The organism is Stenotrophomonas sp. 96582_Sma, assembly GCF_056480905.1.
This window is the reverse complement of sequence record NZ_CM151122.1, coordinates 1,541,164-1,555,691: the sequence shown is the minus strand read 5'-3', so window position 1 is coordinate 1,555,691 and position 14,528 is coordinate 1,541,164. Positions and strand designations below refer to the sequence as shown.

Here is a 14,528-nt window from a genome sequence, read left to right as displayed (position 1 = left end):
ATGGCGGGCATGTCATTGCCCGCCTCTGCTGCCGCGCCCGCCTCGGCCAACCCCGCCTGCGTCATCAACTGCGTCCACTACGATGACGAGGGCAAACGCCACGACATCACCCTGGATGCCATCAGCGATGTCATTGCCAGTGGCAACGGCTTCGTCTGGGTCGGCCTGTACGACCCCAACGACGATGTGCTGTTGAAACTGCAGGAAGAGTTCTGCCTGCACGACCTGGCCATCGAGGATGCGCGCAACGCGCACCAGCGGCCCAAGGTCGAGACCTACGGCAATTCGATGTTCGTGGTGGTGACCACCGCGCAGATGGTCGACGAGCGCATCCAGTACGGCGAAACCCATGCCTTCCTCGGCCCGCGCTTCCTGGTGACGGTACGCCATGGCGCGTCGCTGTCCTATGCCCCGGTGCGTGCGCGGGTGGAACGCGAGCCGCAGCTGCTGAAGATGGGCCCGTCGTACTGCCTGTACGCGGTGACCGACTTCGTGGTCGACAACTACCTGCCTATCGTGCACCGCTTCCGCGACACCCTGGAGCTGCTGGAGAAGGACATCTTCGCCGACACCTACAAGCGCAGCACGGTGGTGCGGCTGTACGAGCTCAAGCGCGAGCTGAACAAGATGCGGATGGCGGTGGCGCCGCTGCAGGATGTGCTGGCGCAGCTGCGCCGCTACCAGGGCGAGCTGATCCCCGACGAAGTGAAGCTGTACATCCGCGACGTCCACGACCACGCAGTACGCATCAGCGATGTGATCGACACCCTGCGTGAGATGCTCGGCACCGCGCTGAGCGTGAACCTGTCGCTGGTGACGCTGGCGCAGGGCGAGACGGTCAAGCGGCTGGGTGCATGGGCCGCGCTGCTGGCGGCGCCGACACTGATCACCAGCTGGTACGGCATGAACTTCAGCCACATGCCTGAGCTGAGCGAGCCGTGGTCGTACCCGCTGATGATCGTGGGCGTGGGCGGTGTGTGCGTGGGGCTGTACCGGTTGTTCAAGCGCGCGAAGTGGTTGTAGGGCGTATCGACCAACGGTCGATACCCACCGCGCAGGTAGGCCACGACCGTTGGCCGTGGCGCATGACCCGCCTTCTGTAGAGTCGAGCCATGCTCGACTTGCTATACGACGCATTCCGTAGAATCGAGCGAAGCGCAGTCGAGCATGGCTCGACTCTACAGAAGCAGCGGCATCAAGCCACGTAGACGGTCTTGATGTTCATGAACTCATGGATGCCGTGGTCGGCCAGCTCCCGGCCGAAACCGGACTGTTTGCTGCCGCCGAACGGCAACCGCGCGTCGCTCTTGACGATGGCGTTGACGAACGCTGCACCACACTCCATGCGCTGCGCGAAACGTTCGCCGCGCACTGGATCGCGCGTCCACACGCTGCCGCCCAGGCCGAAGCGGGTGTCGTTGGCCACGCGCAGTGCCTCGGCCTCATCCTTGACCCGGATCACTGCGGCCACCGGCCCGAACAGCTCCTCGTCATACGCCGGCATGCCCGGGCCGACCTGGTCGAGCACCGTGGCCGGATAGCCGGCATGGGTGCCGGCAATCGGCTCACCACCGATCAGCACCCGCGCGCCCTTGGCCACGCTGGCCTGCACCTGCTTGTGCAGTTCGTCACGCAGGTCGGCGCGAGCCATGGGCGCCAGCGTGGTACCGCGCTCATCGGGATCGCCGTACTGGCGCTCGCCCGCCGCCTGCACAAAGCGACGGGTGAATTCATCGGCCACCGCCTCGACCACGATGAAGCGCTTGGCCGCGATGCAGGTCTGCCCGCTGTTGTCGAAGCGCGACTTCACTGCCGCGGCCACGGTCTTGTCGAGGTCGGCATCGTCGAGCACCACGAAGGCATCGCTGCCACCCAGCTCCATCACCGACTTCTTCAGCTGGCTGCCGGCATTGGAGGCGATCGAGCGCCCTGCCCGCTCGCTGCCGGTCAGCGTCACCGCCTTCACCCGTGCGTCGCGCAGCACGTCGGCGGCCTGGTCGTTGTCGATGTGCAGCACGTCGAACACGCCATCAGGCAGGCCGCCGTCACGGCACACCGCCAGGATCAGGTCGGCGCACTGCGGCACGTTGCTGGCGTGCTTGAGCAGGGCCACGTTGCCAGCCATGAAGGCTGGCGCGAGGAAACGGAACACCTGCCAGATCGGGAAATTCCATGGCATCACCGCGAACACGCAGCCGATCGGCTCGTAGCGCACATAGCTGCGCTGTGCTTCGGTGTCGATCAGCTGCGGCTTGAGGTAATCAGCGGCGTGGTCGGCGTAGAACTCGCAGGTCGCCGCGCACTTGTCGACCTCGGCCAGCGCCTCCGCCTTGAGCTTGCCCATCTCGTGGGTCATCGCCTGCTGCAGATCATCGCGGCGCGCACGCAGTTGGCCAGCGATCTGCTTGAGGATCGCCCCCCGCTCCTGCAGCGAGCGCTCGGCCCAGCCGGGGAAGGCATCGGCAGCAGCCTGCAGGCGCTGCTCGATGTCGGCAGCACCCATCAGTTCATGGCGGTAGGTCACCTGGCCGGTGGCCGGGTCGACAATCTCGACGGTCATGGGGGATCTCCATCTGGAAGACCCCCATTGTGCGCCGCCGGCCGTGAGCCGGATGTTGCCGACGCTGTCGACAAACCGTGTGCTCAGCCGTTTTCCTGCCGCGCCAGCTGCAGGTCGCGCTGGCGCCGTTTCTCGGCGCGGGCGTTGATGTACCAGCCGATCACCGCGGCGATCGACACCGCCGACACCAGCAGGGTGGCCAGTGCGTTGATCTTCGGGCTGATGCCCATGCGCACCGAGGCGAACACCTTCATCGGCAGCGTGGTCGAGCCCGGCGTGGCGACGAAGCTGGCCACCACCACGTCATCCAGCGACAGAGTGAACGCCAGCAGCCAGCCCGCCACCAGCGCCGGTGCGATGATCGGCAGGGTGATGCGGCCGAACACAGTCAACCGGCTGGCGCCCAGGTCCATCGCCGCCTCTTCCAGCGACAGGTCCATTTCCTGCAGCCGCGAGGACACCACCACGGTGACGAAGCACAGGGTGAAGGTGACATGGGCGATCCAGATGGTGGTCAGGCCGCGCGCCGGGAAGCCGGGAATCGCGCCCATCGAGGCCAGCAGCGCCATCAACGAGAAGCCCAGGATCACATCCGGCATCACCAGCGGCGCGGTGACCAGCGCGCCGAACAGCGGCTTGCCACGGAAGCGCTTGAAGCGCGTCATCACCATCGCCGCCAGCGTGCCCAGCACGGTGGCGGTACAAGCGGTCCAGAACGCCACCACCAGGCTGGTCCACATCGCATCCATCAGCGCGCGGTCGGCGAACAGGTCGCTGTAGGCACGGGTGGAGAACCCGGCCCAGACCATCGCCAGCCGCGAGCTGTTGAACGAATAGAACATCAACAGCAGGATCGGCAGGTACAGGAAGGCGAAGCCGAGCAGCAGCACGCCCAGCCCCAGGCCCTTTGCGCTACGCGGACTCATGCCTGCTTCCCTTCCAGCAGGCGCTGCTGGGAACGGTTGAACAGCAGGATCGGCACCAGCAGCAACAGGATCATCGCCACCGCCATCGCCGAGGCGCCCGGCCAGTTGCGGTTGTTGAAGAACTCGTTCCACAGCTGGCGGCCCACCATCAGCGTCTCCGAGCCACCCAGCATTTCCGGGATCACGAATTCACCAATGGCCGGAATCATCACCAGCATGCAGCCGGCGATGATGCCGGCCTTGGACAACGGCAGGGTGATGCGCAGGAACGCCTGCCACGGCTTGGCACCAAGGTCGTAGGCGGCTTCCAGCAGGCGGTGGTCATGCTTGACCAGATTGGCGTACAGCGGCAGCACCATGAACGGCAGATAGCAGTAGACGATGCCGATATAGGCGGCGGTCGGGGTGTCGATCAGCTGCAGTTTCGGCAGGCCCATCGACGTCATCAGCGTCTGCAGGCCGGTGAACTGCAGGAACTGGTCGAGCAGGCCGTTGCGGTCCAGGATCGCCTTCCATGCATACACGCGGATCAGGAACGAGGTCCACGACGGCAGCACCACCAGCATCATTGCCACGTTGCGTGCGGCGGGCGACAGGCGGGCGATGGCATAGGCCATCGGGTAGCCGATCAGCAGGGTCAGGAAGGTCGAGATCGCCGCGATCTTGATCGAGCTCAGGAACGCCTGCGCATAGATCGAATCGCGGAACAGCGCCAGGTAGTTTTCCAGGTTCAGCTTCAGCGAGAAGCCGCCATCGGCGTACTGCAGCAGCCAGGTGTACGGCGGCGAGCCGACCCGGCTGAGCGAGAAGCTGATCATCAGCACGATCAGGAACGGCACTGCGAAGAACAGCAGCAGCCACAGATACGGAATGCCGATCACCGTGGCACGCAGCCCCGGCAACCAGCGCTTCAGGCCGGCGACGCTCATGAGGTCAGCACCACGCCGTCGTTGTCGCGCCAGTGCACCCACACCTCGTCGCCCCAGGTGAGGCCATCACTGGCCCAGCGCTGCGAGTTGGCGAAGTTGGCCAGCACCTTGGCACCGCTGGGCAGGCGCACGTGGTACACCGAGTGGCTGCCGAAATAGGCAATGTCCTCGATCACGCCCTGTGCCTTGTTGGTGTGCCCTTCCGGCTCGTCCTTGCCGATCATCACCTTTTCCGGGCGAAGCGCGAACGCGACCGGCTGCCCTTCATAGCCGGTGATGCCATGGGCGATGTAGATCGGCGCCGGGAACAGCGGCGAGCGCACGGTCACGTACTCGGGAAGGTCCTCGTCGATCACCCCGTCGAACAGGTTGACCGAACCGATGAACTCGGCGACGAAGCGGTTGGCCGGCTGCTCGTAGACCTCGTCCGGCTTGCCGACCTGCTGGATCCAGCCGGCATCCATCACCGCGATGCGGGTGGCCATGGTCATCGCTTCTTCCTGATCGTGGGTGACCATCACGCAGGTCACACCCGACGATTCGATGATGCTGACCAGTTCCAGCTGCATCTGCGAGCGCAGTTTCTTGTCCAGCGCGCCCATCGGCTCGTCCAGCAACAGCAGCTTCGGCCCTTTGGCCAGCGACCGCGCCAGCGCCACGCGCTGCTGCTGGCCGCCGGACAGCTGATGCGGCTTGCGCTTGCCCAGGTGCCCCATCTGCACCAGGTCCAGCATCTCGCCGACGCGCTTGTTGATCGCGTCCTTACCCAGGCCATCCTGCTTCAGGCCGAAGGCGATGTTCTGCTCGACCGTCATGTGCGGGAACAGGGCGTAGGACTGGAACATCATGTTGACCGGCCGCTGGTACGGCGGCAGCGCGTCCAGGCGCTGGCCATCGAGGGTGATGCTGCCCTTGGTAGGCGTCTCAAAGCCGCCGAGGCAGCGCAGCAGGGTCGATTTGCCACTGCCGGAGCCACCGAGCAGGGCAAAGATCTCGCCCTTGCGCACGTCCAGGTTGACGTCGTCGACGGCGACGAAACCGTCGAATTCCTTGCGCAGGTCACGAATGGAGAGATAGCCGGGCGCACCGGTCGTGTCGACGACGGTGGCTACCGGCTGGGCTTCAACGGGCATGGGGGCTCCGGGAGCGGGCGGTGGACAGCGGCCGCCATTCTAACGGCCGGGGGGCCCAGGGGATATGACGGCGGCAGGCGGAAGCGGCCGCTGGCCAGCCCCGGGGGCCCTGGGAGTGTCGGTTTTCCCCCGCCATGGTGGCCTGTCCGCGCAAAGGCCCGGGCTCCCCTGGACGCCCCTGCGGTCGTCCCGGCCAGACACCACAGGCGACGCCTCGATCTGCAACGTTTTTCAGAACCGGATCTGTTGAAGGCCCGGGGCATTCCCCGCGCAATGGCCCGGATCAAGCCCCTGCATGGACCCATCCTGGTGACTTCCCCGGACCGCCCCTCCCCTTTCCCGCCCCGCATGCCGGGCTCCCTGCCTGCAACGCTGCCGCTGGTCATCATCGGCGCCGGCCAGGCCGGGCTGTCCCTCAGCGCGCTCCTGCAGGAAGCCGGCGTCGAGCATCGCGTGCTGGAGGCCGAAACCGTGGGCGCCAGCTGGCAGCGGCGCTGGGATTCGTTCCAGACCAACACCGCCAACGCGACGATGGCCCTGCACGGCCATGCCTATGCGGGTGACGACCCGGAAGGTTTCATGGGGGCCCCGGAGGTGATCCGGCGGCTGCGCGACTATGCCGACGAACGTTCGTTGCCGATCAGCGAAGGTTGTGCGGTTCAGCGGGTCACGCCCGAATCGGGCGGCTATGCCATCGAAACCAGCCACGGATTGATCCGCGCTGGGGCGGTTGTGGTCGCCACCGGCGAGTACCGGCGCGCGCGGATGCCCCGGGTCCCGTTCGCGCCCGCGCGGGGTCTGACGGTGCTGCACTCCGGCGACTACCGCAGCCCCCGCCAGCTGCCCGACGGCGGCGTGCTGGTCATCGGTGGCGGCCAGTCCGGCGCGCAGATCGCCCAGGACCTGCGCGACAGCGGTCGCAGCGTGCACTGGTCACTGGCCCAGCGGCATTCGCATACCCGCCGGCTGCGCGGCAAGGACTCGATGACCTGGTGGGACATGGCCGGGCGTATCCACCAGCATGTGAGTGAAGCGGCCGCCGTCCTGGCCGGAGAACCGGATGCGCTGCGCAAGGCCCGTACCGCCGAATTCCCGCTGATTTCCGGCAAGGGGCGTGCCGGCCTGGGCAGCTCGATCAGCCTGCTGGCGATGCACCGCGCAGGCATCAGGCTGCTGGGTCGGTTGCAGGGCTTCGATGGAAACGTCGCCCGCTTCGCCGATGTGCGCCCGCAGCTGCGCACCGCGATCGAGGCGACACGGACCGAATATGCCTATCTCGATTCGCTGGCCAGCGCGTACTACGCCACGCGGCCCGAACCGCGCACCGACGATGCCCGCTACATTCCCGACGAGGTCTATCTGCATTGGGAGCCGGACGCCGCCCCGCGTGAACTGGATCTGCGGACGGAAGGCATCCGTTCGGTGGTGCTGGCCACCGGCTTCGTCGCCGAATGGCCGTGGCTCGACGTGCAGGGCGTGCTGGACGCACATGGCTATCCGCTCGGCGAGTTCGGCGTTTCACCGCATCCGGGGCTGTTCTTCATCGGCATGCACAACCTGCAGCGGATGAGTTCGTCGTTCCTGTGCAACGGCGGTCGCGATGCACGTGACCTGTTGCCGGCGATCCTGCGGCACCTTGACCAGGGCGGCAGTACCGCGCCCGGCCAAGGATGAAGCAATCCGCCGGGCATGGCCCGGCGGCGCCAGACCGGCTTAACGGCCGGTCTTCACCTCGGTCCACAGCCGGGTGTAGAGCTTGTCGGTTTCCGGCGTATTGATCGAATAGGTGAACATCTTGTCGGCCACGTCGGCCGGCGGGTAGATGGTCGGGTCGGTACGGATCGCCTCATCCACCAGCGGGGTCGCGGTCGGCACCGGGTTGGCGTAGTGGATGAAGTTGGTGTTGGCCGCGGCAACCTTCGGCTGCAGCAGGTAATTGATGAAGGCGTACGCGGCTTCCGGATGCTTGGCGTCCTTCGGGATCGCCAGCATGTCGAACCACTGCGGGGCGCCTTCCTTCGGGATCGAGTAGGCCACGTGCACGCCATTGCTGGCTTCCTCGGCGCGGTCGCGGGCCTGGATGATGTCACCCGACCAGCCCACCACCAGGCAGGTGCCGCCATTGGCCAGCGAACCCACGTACTGCGAGGAGTGGAAATTCTGCACGTAAGGGCGGATCGACTTCAGCAGGTCGGCCGCCTTCTGCAGCTCGGCCGGGTCGCCGCTGTGCGGGTCCAGGCCCAGGTAATGCAGCGCGATCGGAATCATGTCCGCCGGCGTGTCCAGGATGGTCACGCCGCAGTCCTTCATCTTGCTGATGTTCTCCGGCTTGAACACCAGGTCCCAGCTGTTGGCGATGTCGGTGCTGCCGCCGAAGCGCTGCTTCAGCATCTCCACGTTGTAGCCGATGCCGGTGGTGCCGATCATGTACGGCACGCCGTACTGGTTGCCCGGGTCCTGGGTGGCGATGCGCTTCATCACCGCCGGATCGAGGTTGGCCAGGTTCGGGATCTTGCTCTTGTCCAGCGGCAGGAACACGCCGGCCTGGATCTGGCGACCGAAGAAGTTCAGGGTCGGCACCACCACGTCGTAGCCGCTGTTGCCGGCCAGCAGCTTGGTCTCGACCATCTCATCACTGTCGAACACATCGTAGGTCACCTTGATGCCGCTCTCCTTCTCGAAGGTCGGGATGGTGTCCTCGGCGATGTAATCGCTGTAGTTGTAGACGTTCAGGACCTGGCTGTCCTGCGCGCCGCCGTTGCCACCGCTGCAGGCGGCGAGCATGGCGGAGGCCAGGCCGAGCGTGAGGATACGCAGCTTCATCGGGTGCTCCAGAATGCGGGAAGGGGGGCCGGCGGGGCCGGCAACGGGTGCCAGCCTACCCCCCGGCGGCGGATTTTTCTATTCCAGATGCTCAGACGTTCAGCAGCAGGAACTCGCGCTCCCACGAACTGATGACACGGAAAAAGGTCTCGTATTCCTTGCGCTTGACCGAGATGTAGGCACGGCAGAAGCGCTCGCCCAGCAGGGCCTGCAGCTCGCTGCACTGCTCCAGCCCGTCCAGCGCTTCGCCCAGCGAGCGCGGCAGGTTGTAGCCCAGTTCCTTGGCGCTGCCGGTCACCGGCGCATCCGGTGCCAGCCGCTCGCGGATGCCCAGCAGGCCGCAGGCCAGGGTCGCCGCCATCGCCAGGTACGGGTTGGCATCGGACCCGGCGAAACGGCTTTCCACGCGCATGTTCTCCGGCGTGTCCAGCGGCACACGCAGCCCGCAGGTGCGGTTGTCATAGCCCCAGTGCACGTTGCTCGGCGAGACCTCGCCGAACACCAGCCGGCGATAGGAATTCACGTTCGGCGCAAAGAAGGCCATCGCCTGCGGCACGTACTTCTGCAGGCCGCCCAGGTAGTGGCCGAACACCGGGCTGAACTCGCCCTCGGCATGGGTCTCACCGGCGAACACATTGCTGCCATCGCTCACCCGCACCAGGCTCTGGTGGATGTGCATGGCGCTGCCCGGCTCGTTTTCCATCGGCTTGGCCAGGAACGTGGCATACACCCCGTGGCGCATCGCCGCTTCGCGCATGGTGCGCTTGAACAGGAATACCTGGTCGGCCAGGTCCATCGCATCGGCATGGGTGAAGTTGACCTCCAGCTGTGCCGCGCCGGATTCGTGGATCAGCGTGTCCACGTCCAGCTTCATCGCATCAGCGTAGTCGTACATCAGGTCGAGAATCGGGTCGAATTCGTTGACCGCATCGATCGAGTACGACTGCCGCGCGGTTTCCGGACGCCCGGAGCGGCCGGCCGGTGGCAGCAGCGGGAAGTCCGGGTCGGTGTTCTTCTGCACCAGGAAGAACTCCAGCTCCGGCGCCACCACCGGGCGCAGGCCCAGCTCGGCGTAGGCCGCCAGCACGCGGCGCAGCACGTTGCGCGGTGCCAGCTCGTGCGGCTCACCGCTCTTGGTGTAGCAATCGTGGATGACCTGCGCGGTGGCATCGGCCGCCCACGGCACCATGCGCACCGTGTCCGGATCGGGGCGCAGCATCATGTCCGAGTCCGACGGCGAGGTCAGGTCGTAGTAATCGTCAGGGAACTCGCCGGTGACGGTGGTGGCGAAGATGCCTTCGGGCAGCCGCGTGCCGTAGTCGTGCGAGAACTTGTCAGCCGGAATGATCTTGCCGCGCGCGTTGCCGGTGATGTCCGGCACCAGGCACTCGACCTCGGTGATGCGCCGCTCCTTCAGCCAACGCAGCAGACTGCTTTCCTGCGGTGCGGGGGGCGTAGCCGTCTTGCGCGGGCGCGTTCGGGAACTCATCGGGAATCCAGTCGGTTCTGTTGGTGCTGCCGGCAAGCTTGGCCGAACGCACGGAAAATAGCGTGATAGAACGGCGAATCCATGACACGCCACTCCGGGTGCCACTGTACGCCGAGCACGAAACCATGGTGCAGGCTGCGTGCCGCCTCGACCAGGCCATCATCGGCCACGGCTTCGACCTGGAGCCCCTGCGCCAGGCGGGCGATACCCTGCCCGTGTACCGAATTGACCTGCGTCCGGTCACTGCCGCTCCACCGCGCCAACCAGCCATCAGCGGCCAGGGTGACCGTGTGGGCCGGCCCGTACTGCACCTCCACCGGCGCCTGCGGGTCTTCGCGGTGGTCGGCCAGGCCCGGCACCGCATGCACCTGCGGATGCAGGCTGCCACCGAGCGCGACATTCACTTCCTGGAAGCCGCGGCAGATCGCCAGCACTGGCAGATCCAGCGCCAGCGCCTCGTGCAGCAACGCAAAGGCATTGGCATCGCGCGCCGGGTCGTGCGGATTGCCTGGCCAGCTGCGGCCGCCCTCATAGTGCTGCGGTTCGATGTTGCTGACCGCGCCGGTCAACAGCAGGCCATCGAGCCCCTGCAGCCATTCGCCAGCCGGCAAAGGAGGCCGCAGGCTCGGCAACACAACCGGGGTCACCTCGGCCGCCTCGGCCAGCGCGCGCACGTACTTCTCGCCGGCCACCGCAAAGCGGTGATGGCCGAGCACGGTGCTGTCGGTGGGCAGGCCCACCCAGGGCAGGCGGCGCATGGGAAAACTCCTTGGCGTGCCGACACGTTACCCGTCGCCCGGCGAACGCGGCAAGTCGTCGCCGTCACACCATGGCCGTCACGCATCGGCGAAACTAAGCGCGTGAACGCTGATCGCCCTCCCCCGCTCCGCCCGTCCGTACTGCGCCCGCAAGGCCTGCGATGAGCGCCGCCTTCCCGCCCAGCTGGTACGCCGCCAGCTTGCCCGAGCCGCCCGCACTTCCCTCGCTGCAGGGGAATGTGCAGGCCGATGTCGCAGTGCTTGGCGCGGGCTACACCGGCCTGACCGCAGCACTGGAACTGGCTACGCGTGGCCAGCGCGTGGTGGTGCTGGACGCGCAGCGGATCGGTTGGGGCGCGTCCGGTCGCAACGGTGGCCAGGCGCTGGTGGGCTATGGCTGCGAGGTGGGCGAGCTGGAGCGCCAGCTCGGCCGCGACGATGCGCGCCACCTGTTCGACTGGTCGCGTGACGCGGTGCAGGCGATGCGCACCCGCATCGATCGCCACGGCATCGACTGCCATTGGGTGGAAGGCCATGCCAGCGTCGCCATCCGCGAACGGCATGAGCGTGAACTACTGGCCAACTGCGAGCACCTGCAGCGCCACTACGACTACCCGATGCAATGGTGGAACCGTGATGCCCTGCGCGCGCAGCTGGACAGCCCACGCTACCGCGCCGCGATGTTCGACCCGCTCAGCGCGCACCTGCAACCGCTGGCGTATGCACGCGGGTTGGCCGATGCGGCGCGCGCCGCCGGCGTGGTGATCCACGAGAACTCCGCGGTGACCCGCGTGCAGCGGGGACCACAGCCTTCCCTGCATACCGCTCAGGGCAGCGTGCGCGCTGCGCATCTGGTGGTGGCCGGCAACGCCTGGCTGCAGGGCCTGCTGCCCGTGCTGGAGCGGCGGATCATGCCGGTCGGCACCTATATCGGCGCCAGCGAACCGCTGGGTGCTGAACGCGCCCGGGCGCTGATCGGCAACAACATGGCCGTGGCCGACACCGCATGGGCTCTGGACTACTTCCGCCTCAGCCACGACCACCGGCTGCTGTTCGGCGGCCGCGCCAGCTACTCGGCCCTGCCCCCACCCGGCCTGCGCGGGGTGATGCAGCGGCGCATGCACCAGGTGTTCCCGCAGCTGGCCGACGTGGCACTGGACCAGGTCTGGGGTGGTTATGTGGACATTACCCGCAACCGCGCCCCGCATTGGGGCCGGCTGGACGGCAACCTGTACTTCGCGCAGGGGTTCTCCGGCCATGGGGTGGCCGCCGCCGGGCTGGCCGGCGAGGTGATCGCCGCCGCCATTGCCGGCCAGAGCGAGCGTCTGGACGTGTTCCAGCGCCTGCGGCATGCGCCCTTCCCCGGTGGCCGGCTGCTGCGCACGCCGCTGCTGGTGGCGGCGATGTCCTGGTACAAATTGCGGGATGCGTTGTGGTGAAGCAGTGAGCTGACACGGAGAGATTCCGAAGAACCGGCAATTCCTGGTCCTCCACGGCATGTGAAGAGCACTCATCCAGGAGGGCGTGACGGAATTCTCATTTGATCGGCAGATCGCATCGGCAATTGCATTATCTATTTCATGCCGATACCGTCCCTCAGAACCGGGTCCCGCGGCGAATGGATACTGACAGGGAACGTACTAGAGGGAGATGTGCGATTGAACTGGTGGAATGAAGGCCTGCAGTTGAAGTTGCGTATCCGCCCGGCGGGGCTGGTCCTTGCGCTGTTGTACGCCATCGCATGCTGGGCGTCTCGCCAGTTGTCGCTCGACCAGTTCTACCTGCCCGCCGGCGTCCGCGTGGCTGCGGTGCTGTTGTTTCCCCCTCGATGGTGGCCGTATCTGCTGCTGGGCGAATACGCCTACTTTGCACAGATGCGCGTGCCAATGATCGAGAAGTATGGACTGGCCTGGATAGTGCTTGGTTCGGCACTGCTGATGCCTGCAGTGATGCTGATCGTGCATCTGCACCGGAAAATGATGGTGACCACGAAGAATGCGTGGCTGATTTCAGTCGCGGCGGCTTCGGCCATGGTCGTCACAGCGCTCAATCTGATGTTGGCGCACCTTCTGTGGCCGACACCGCCGGAGATGCCGGTGCTTGCCAGCATCGCGCGCTTGGTCGTTGGCGACTTCATCGGCATACTAACCCTTGCACCGCTTGCGTTGCTGTGGACACGCCGGACCGGCAACGCCCGTTGGACATCAGGTTTCGCCCCGCCTGCACTCGCTGCCCTGACGCTGATGGCGATGATTGGCCTGTATGCCGCACAGCTCCCCCTGGATGAAGCCAACGCCAAGACATCGATGCAGCTGCTGATGGCTCTGCCGGTCGTCGTGCTCACCTGTCTGTATGGCTGGCGAGGTGCGGCGATCGGAGTACCGTCGCTCAACCTGATCATTGGCCTGACCACCCCAAGCCCCTATACGGGTGCATTCGATCCAGCTGCGTTCGCGACCCAGCAGATCATGGCGGTCACCGGCGCTGCACTGCTGGTGTTAGGGTCGCGCATCACCCACTATTACCACCGTTCGCGATTGGGCGAAGTGGGTGAAAGAGATGCGCTCAAGCACGCGCGGAATTCACTGGTCGCAAGCGAGCTTGATCTCCGTGAGCGCGCGCGGCACCTGAGGAAGCTGGGGGACGGCATCGACACCTCGCTCGGCGAGGTAGTGAATTGGCTCAATGCGCATGGCCATCCCACGATAGCGAACAGTCTCCTGCATATGGCTTCGGTCCATTCGCGACAATTCCGCGAACAAACCAGCATGGTCTACCCCGCAGCATTGGAACATCTTGGGCTCTACGTCGCCCTACAGGCCGGCGGCGTACGCGAAACCTGGGACCTGAGCCATCGCGTGATGCGCCCTCGATTGCTCGGCGATCCCTGTCAGCTCAGTGTCGGCCTGCAGCTGGCCGCCTATCGCGCCCTCACCGATGCCGTTTCGCTGTTGATCAACAGTGAATCCGGCCAGATCAGCATCCGCGTGCGTTGCGGCAGGAGAGGAGGACGCCGCGGCATCCTGATGACGGTCGCACTGCTGGATTCATACCGCAGCCTGTCGCCGTCCACTGTCACCGCCACTGTCGAGCGCTTGGCTGGCCGAACGATCGCCTATGGCGGAACAGTGCAGTGCCATCGGAATCGGATACGAATGGCGATGGTGGAAACGGGGGACTCCGCCGCCATCGGCATTGCGTCGTTCAACGCTATGGATCACGTGACGACCTCCGGACAAGGAAACTCGCAGACCCAGATCTGATGGCCGGTGTCCGCCAAAAGGCCGGCCTTACCATAATCGCCCTCTGCCCGCGTTCATCGCGGCAAGCGCAGCGGCGCAGAAGATCCCGACGCCGCTGCGCACTTCTGCGCCTTTACGGTGTTTCAACCGACCAGATGACTTCGCCGCCACTACGATAACGCACCAGCGAAAAATCGCTGCCGCTGTAGATCTGCGAGCGGCTGGCGCCTGCCGGTATCTGGATCTTCTGCTGGGGCAGCGAAACCCTAGCCACATTGTTGCCTGCCGGCAGCACCCAGTAGGCCCCACCTGCGTTGCCGATGATCAACTGCACGTTTCCGAGGAGGTCGTTCACCTGCAAATAGGTGATGCCGTCACGCTGGAATCCATACAGCTGCCAGCTGGGATCCTGGCTGAGATTGACTGCAGCCGGACTGGCCTGCCCCAACCCAGCCGTAGCCAATGGCTTCCCATGAAAATCCGAGGGACCGCCCGCGATTGCCGGGGCAGCGGCAAGCATCAGAAATCCAGTGGCCGCACCAAAACATGAAAATCGCACAGTGACCTCCAGGTCGAAGTTGAAGTCGAGAACCTCCAGCTGATACTAACCGCTTCCCATCTGAGCAATAGGCTAAACGACGAGCACGGACGTTTTCGTCCTAAAGTTA

The 14,528-nt window shown here is 65.7% G+C and carries 12 protein-coding genes; 4 read left to right on the top strand and 8 right to left on the bottom strand.

Going from position 1 to position 14,528, the window contains the following annotated elements:
- Entirely contained in the window at positions 1 to 1,023 is a 1,023-nt protein-coding gene (locus ACZK2R_RS07180; protein ID WP_012510579.1) for a magnesium and cobalt transport protein CorA, read from the top strand.
- Between the two features lie 172 nt (positions 1,024 to 1,195).
- Here the strand turns inward: ACZK2R_RS07180 and ACZK2R_RS07175 are convergent, their stop codons facing one another.
- The 4 genes from ACZK2R_RS07175 to ACZK2R_RS07160 form a co-directional block, all read right to left on the bottom strand.
- A complete protein-coding gene (locus tag ACZK2R_RS07175) occupies positions 1,196 to 2,560 on the bottom strand; it encodes an NAD-dependent succinate-semialdehyde dehydrogenase (RefSeq protein WP_180837462.1) in 1,365 nt (454 codons plus the stop codon).
- An 83-nt stretch (positions 2,561 to 2,643) separates the two neighbouring features.
- Positions 2,644 to 3,486: an ABC transporter permease subunit gene (locus ACZK2R_RS07170; protein WP_032130237.1), complete on the bottom strand. Its 843-nt coding sequence runs from the start codon at positions 3,484 to 3,486 to the stop codon at positions 2,644 to 2,646.
- A complete protein-coding gene (locus ACZK2R_RS07165) occupies positions 3,483 to 4,415 on the bottom strand; it encodes an ABC transporter permease subunit (protein ID WP_049399899.1) in 933 nt (310 codons plus the stop codon). The genes ACZK2R_RS07170 and ACZK2R_RS07165 overlap by 4 nt, the downstream gene beginning before the upstream one ends.
- Positions 4,412 to 5,548, bottom strand: coding sequence for an ABC transporter ATP-binding protein (locus ACZK2R_RS07160; protein ID WP_180837461.1), 1,137 nt, complete (start codon positions 5,546 to 5,548; stop codon positions 4,412 to 4,414). Before ACZK2R_RS07160 ends, ACZK2R_RS07165 begins: the two co-directional genes overlap by 4 nt.
- A 273-nt stretch (positions 5,549 to 5,821) precedes the next feature.
- Between ACZK2R_RS07160 and ACZK2R_RS07155 the strand changes: the two genes are divergently transcribed.
- The gene (locus ACZK2R_RS07155) at positions 5,822 to 7,222 is read left to right on the top strand and encodes a flavin-containing monooxygenase (protein WP_180837460.1); all 1,401 of its coding nucleotides are present in this window, start codon (positions 5,822 to 5,824) and stop codon (positions 7,220 to 7,222) included.
- Between the two features lie 39 nt (positions 7,223 to 7,261).
- Here ACZK2R_RS07155 and ACZK2R_RS07150 read toward each other — a convergent pair whose 3' ends face one another.
- From ACZK2R_RS07150 to ACZK2R_RS07140, 3 genes are all read right to left on the bottom strand, one after another.
- On the bottom strand, positions 7,262 to 8,371 hold the full coding sequence (locus ACZK2R_RS07150; RefSeq protein WP_032127877.1) for a polyamine ABC transporter substrate-binding protein: 1,110 nt from the start codon (positions 8,369 to 8,371) through the stop codon (positions 7,262 to 7,264).
- Positions 8,372 to 8,462: 91 nt separating this feature from the next.
- A complete protein-coding gene (locus ACZK2R_RS07145; protein WP_049423285.1) occupies positions 8,463 to 9,860 on the bottom strand; it encodes a glutamine synthetase family protein in 1,398 nt (465 codons plus the stop codon).
- Positions 9,857 to 10,618, bottom strand: coding sequence for a gamma-glutamyl-gamma-aminobutyrate hydrolase family protein (locus ACZK2R_RS07140; RefSeq protein ID WP_180837459.1), 762 nt, complete (start codon positions 10,616 to 10,618; stop codon positions 9,857 to 9,859). Before ACZK2R_RS07140 ends, ACZK2R_RS07145 begins: the two co-directional genes overlap by 4 nt.
- A 161-nt stretch (positions 10,619 to 10,779) precedes the next feature.
- Between ACZK2R_RS07140 and ACZK2R_RS07135 the strand changes: the two genes are divergently transcribed.
- Positions 10,780 to 12,057 (top strand): NAD(P)/FAD-dependent oxidoreductase, encoded by a 1,278-nt coding sequence (locus ACZK2R_RS07135; RefSeq protein ID WP_180837458.1) that lies wholly within the window; start codon positions 10,780 to 10,782, stop codon positions 12,055 to 12,057.
- Positions 12,058 to 12,270: 213 nt separating this feature from the next.
- Positions 12,271 to 13,881 (top strand): MASE1 domain-containing protein, encoded by a 1,611-nt coding sequence (locus tag ACZK2R_RS07130; protein ID WP_343205448.1) that lies wholly within the window; start codon positions 12,271 to 12,273, stop codon positions 13,879 to 13,881.
- Between the two features lie 112 nt (positions 13,882 to 13,993).
- Here ACZK2R_RS07130 and ACZK2R_RS07125 read toward each other — a convergent pair whose 3' ends face one another.
- The gene (locus tag ACZK2R_RS07125; RefSeq protein ID WP_258015752.1) at positions 13,994 to 14,380 is read right to left on the bottom strand and encodes a hypothetical protein; all 387 of its coding nucleotides are present in this window, start codon (positions 14,378 to 14,380) and stop codon (positions 13,994 to 13,996) included.
- Between the last annotated feature and the right edge of the window lie 148 nt (positions 14,381 to 14,528).

What these genes read in the sequence shown, in the direction of transcription:
- ACZK2R_RS07180 (WP_012510579.1), top strand. Translation starts at nt 1, where the DNA reads ATGGCGGGCATGTCATTGCCCGCCTCTGCTGCCGCGCCCGCCTCGGCC.
- ACZK2R_RS07175 (WP_180837462.1), bottom strand. Translation starts at nt 2,560, where the DNA reads ATGACCGTCGAGATTGTCGACCCGGCCACCGGCCAGGTGACCTACCGC.
- ACZK2R_RS07170 (WP_032130237.1), bottom strand. Translation starts at nt 3,486, where the DNA reads ATGAGTCCGCGTAGCGCAAAGGGCCTGGGGCTGGGCGTGCTGCTGCTC.
- ACZK2R_RS07165 (WP_049399899.1), bottom strand. Translation starts at nt 4,415, where the DNA reads ATGAGCGTCGCCGGCCTGAAGCGCTGGTTGCCGGGGCTGCGTGCCACG.
- ACZK2R_RS07160 (WP_180837461.1), bottom strand. Translation starts at nt 5,548, where the DNA reads ATGCCCGTTGAAGCCCAGCCGGTAGCCACCGTCGTCGACACGACCGGT.
- ACZK2R_RS07155 (WP_180837460.1), top strand. Translation starts at nt 5,822, where the DNA reads ATGGCCCGGATCAAGCCCCTGCATGGACCCATCCTGGTGACTTCCCCG.
- ACZK2R_RS07150 (WP_032127877.1), bottom strand. Translation starts at nt 8,371, where the DNA reads ATGAAGCTGCGTATCCTCACGCTCGGCCTGGCCTCCGCCATGCTCGCC.
- ACZK2R_RS07145 (WP_049423285.1), bottom strand. Translation starts at nt 9,860, where the DNA reads ATGAGTTCCCGAACGCGCCCGCGCAAGACGGCTACGCCCCCCGCACCG.
- ACZK2R_RS07140 (WP_180837459.1), bottom strand. Translation starts at nt 10,618, where the DNA reads ATGCGCCGCCTGCCCTGGGTGGGCCTGCCCACCGACAGCACCGTGCTC.
- ACZK2R_RS07135 (WP_180837458.1), top strand. Translation starts at nt 10,780, where the DNA reads ATGAGCGCCGCCTTCCCGCCCAGCTGGTACGCCGCCAGCTTGCCCGAG.
- ACZK2R_RS07125 (WP_258015752.1), bottom strand. Translation starts at nt 14,380, where the DNA reads ATGCTTGCCGCTGCCCCGGCAATCGCGGGCGGTCCCTCGGATTTTCAT.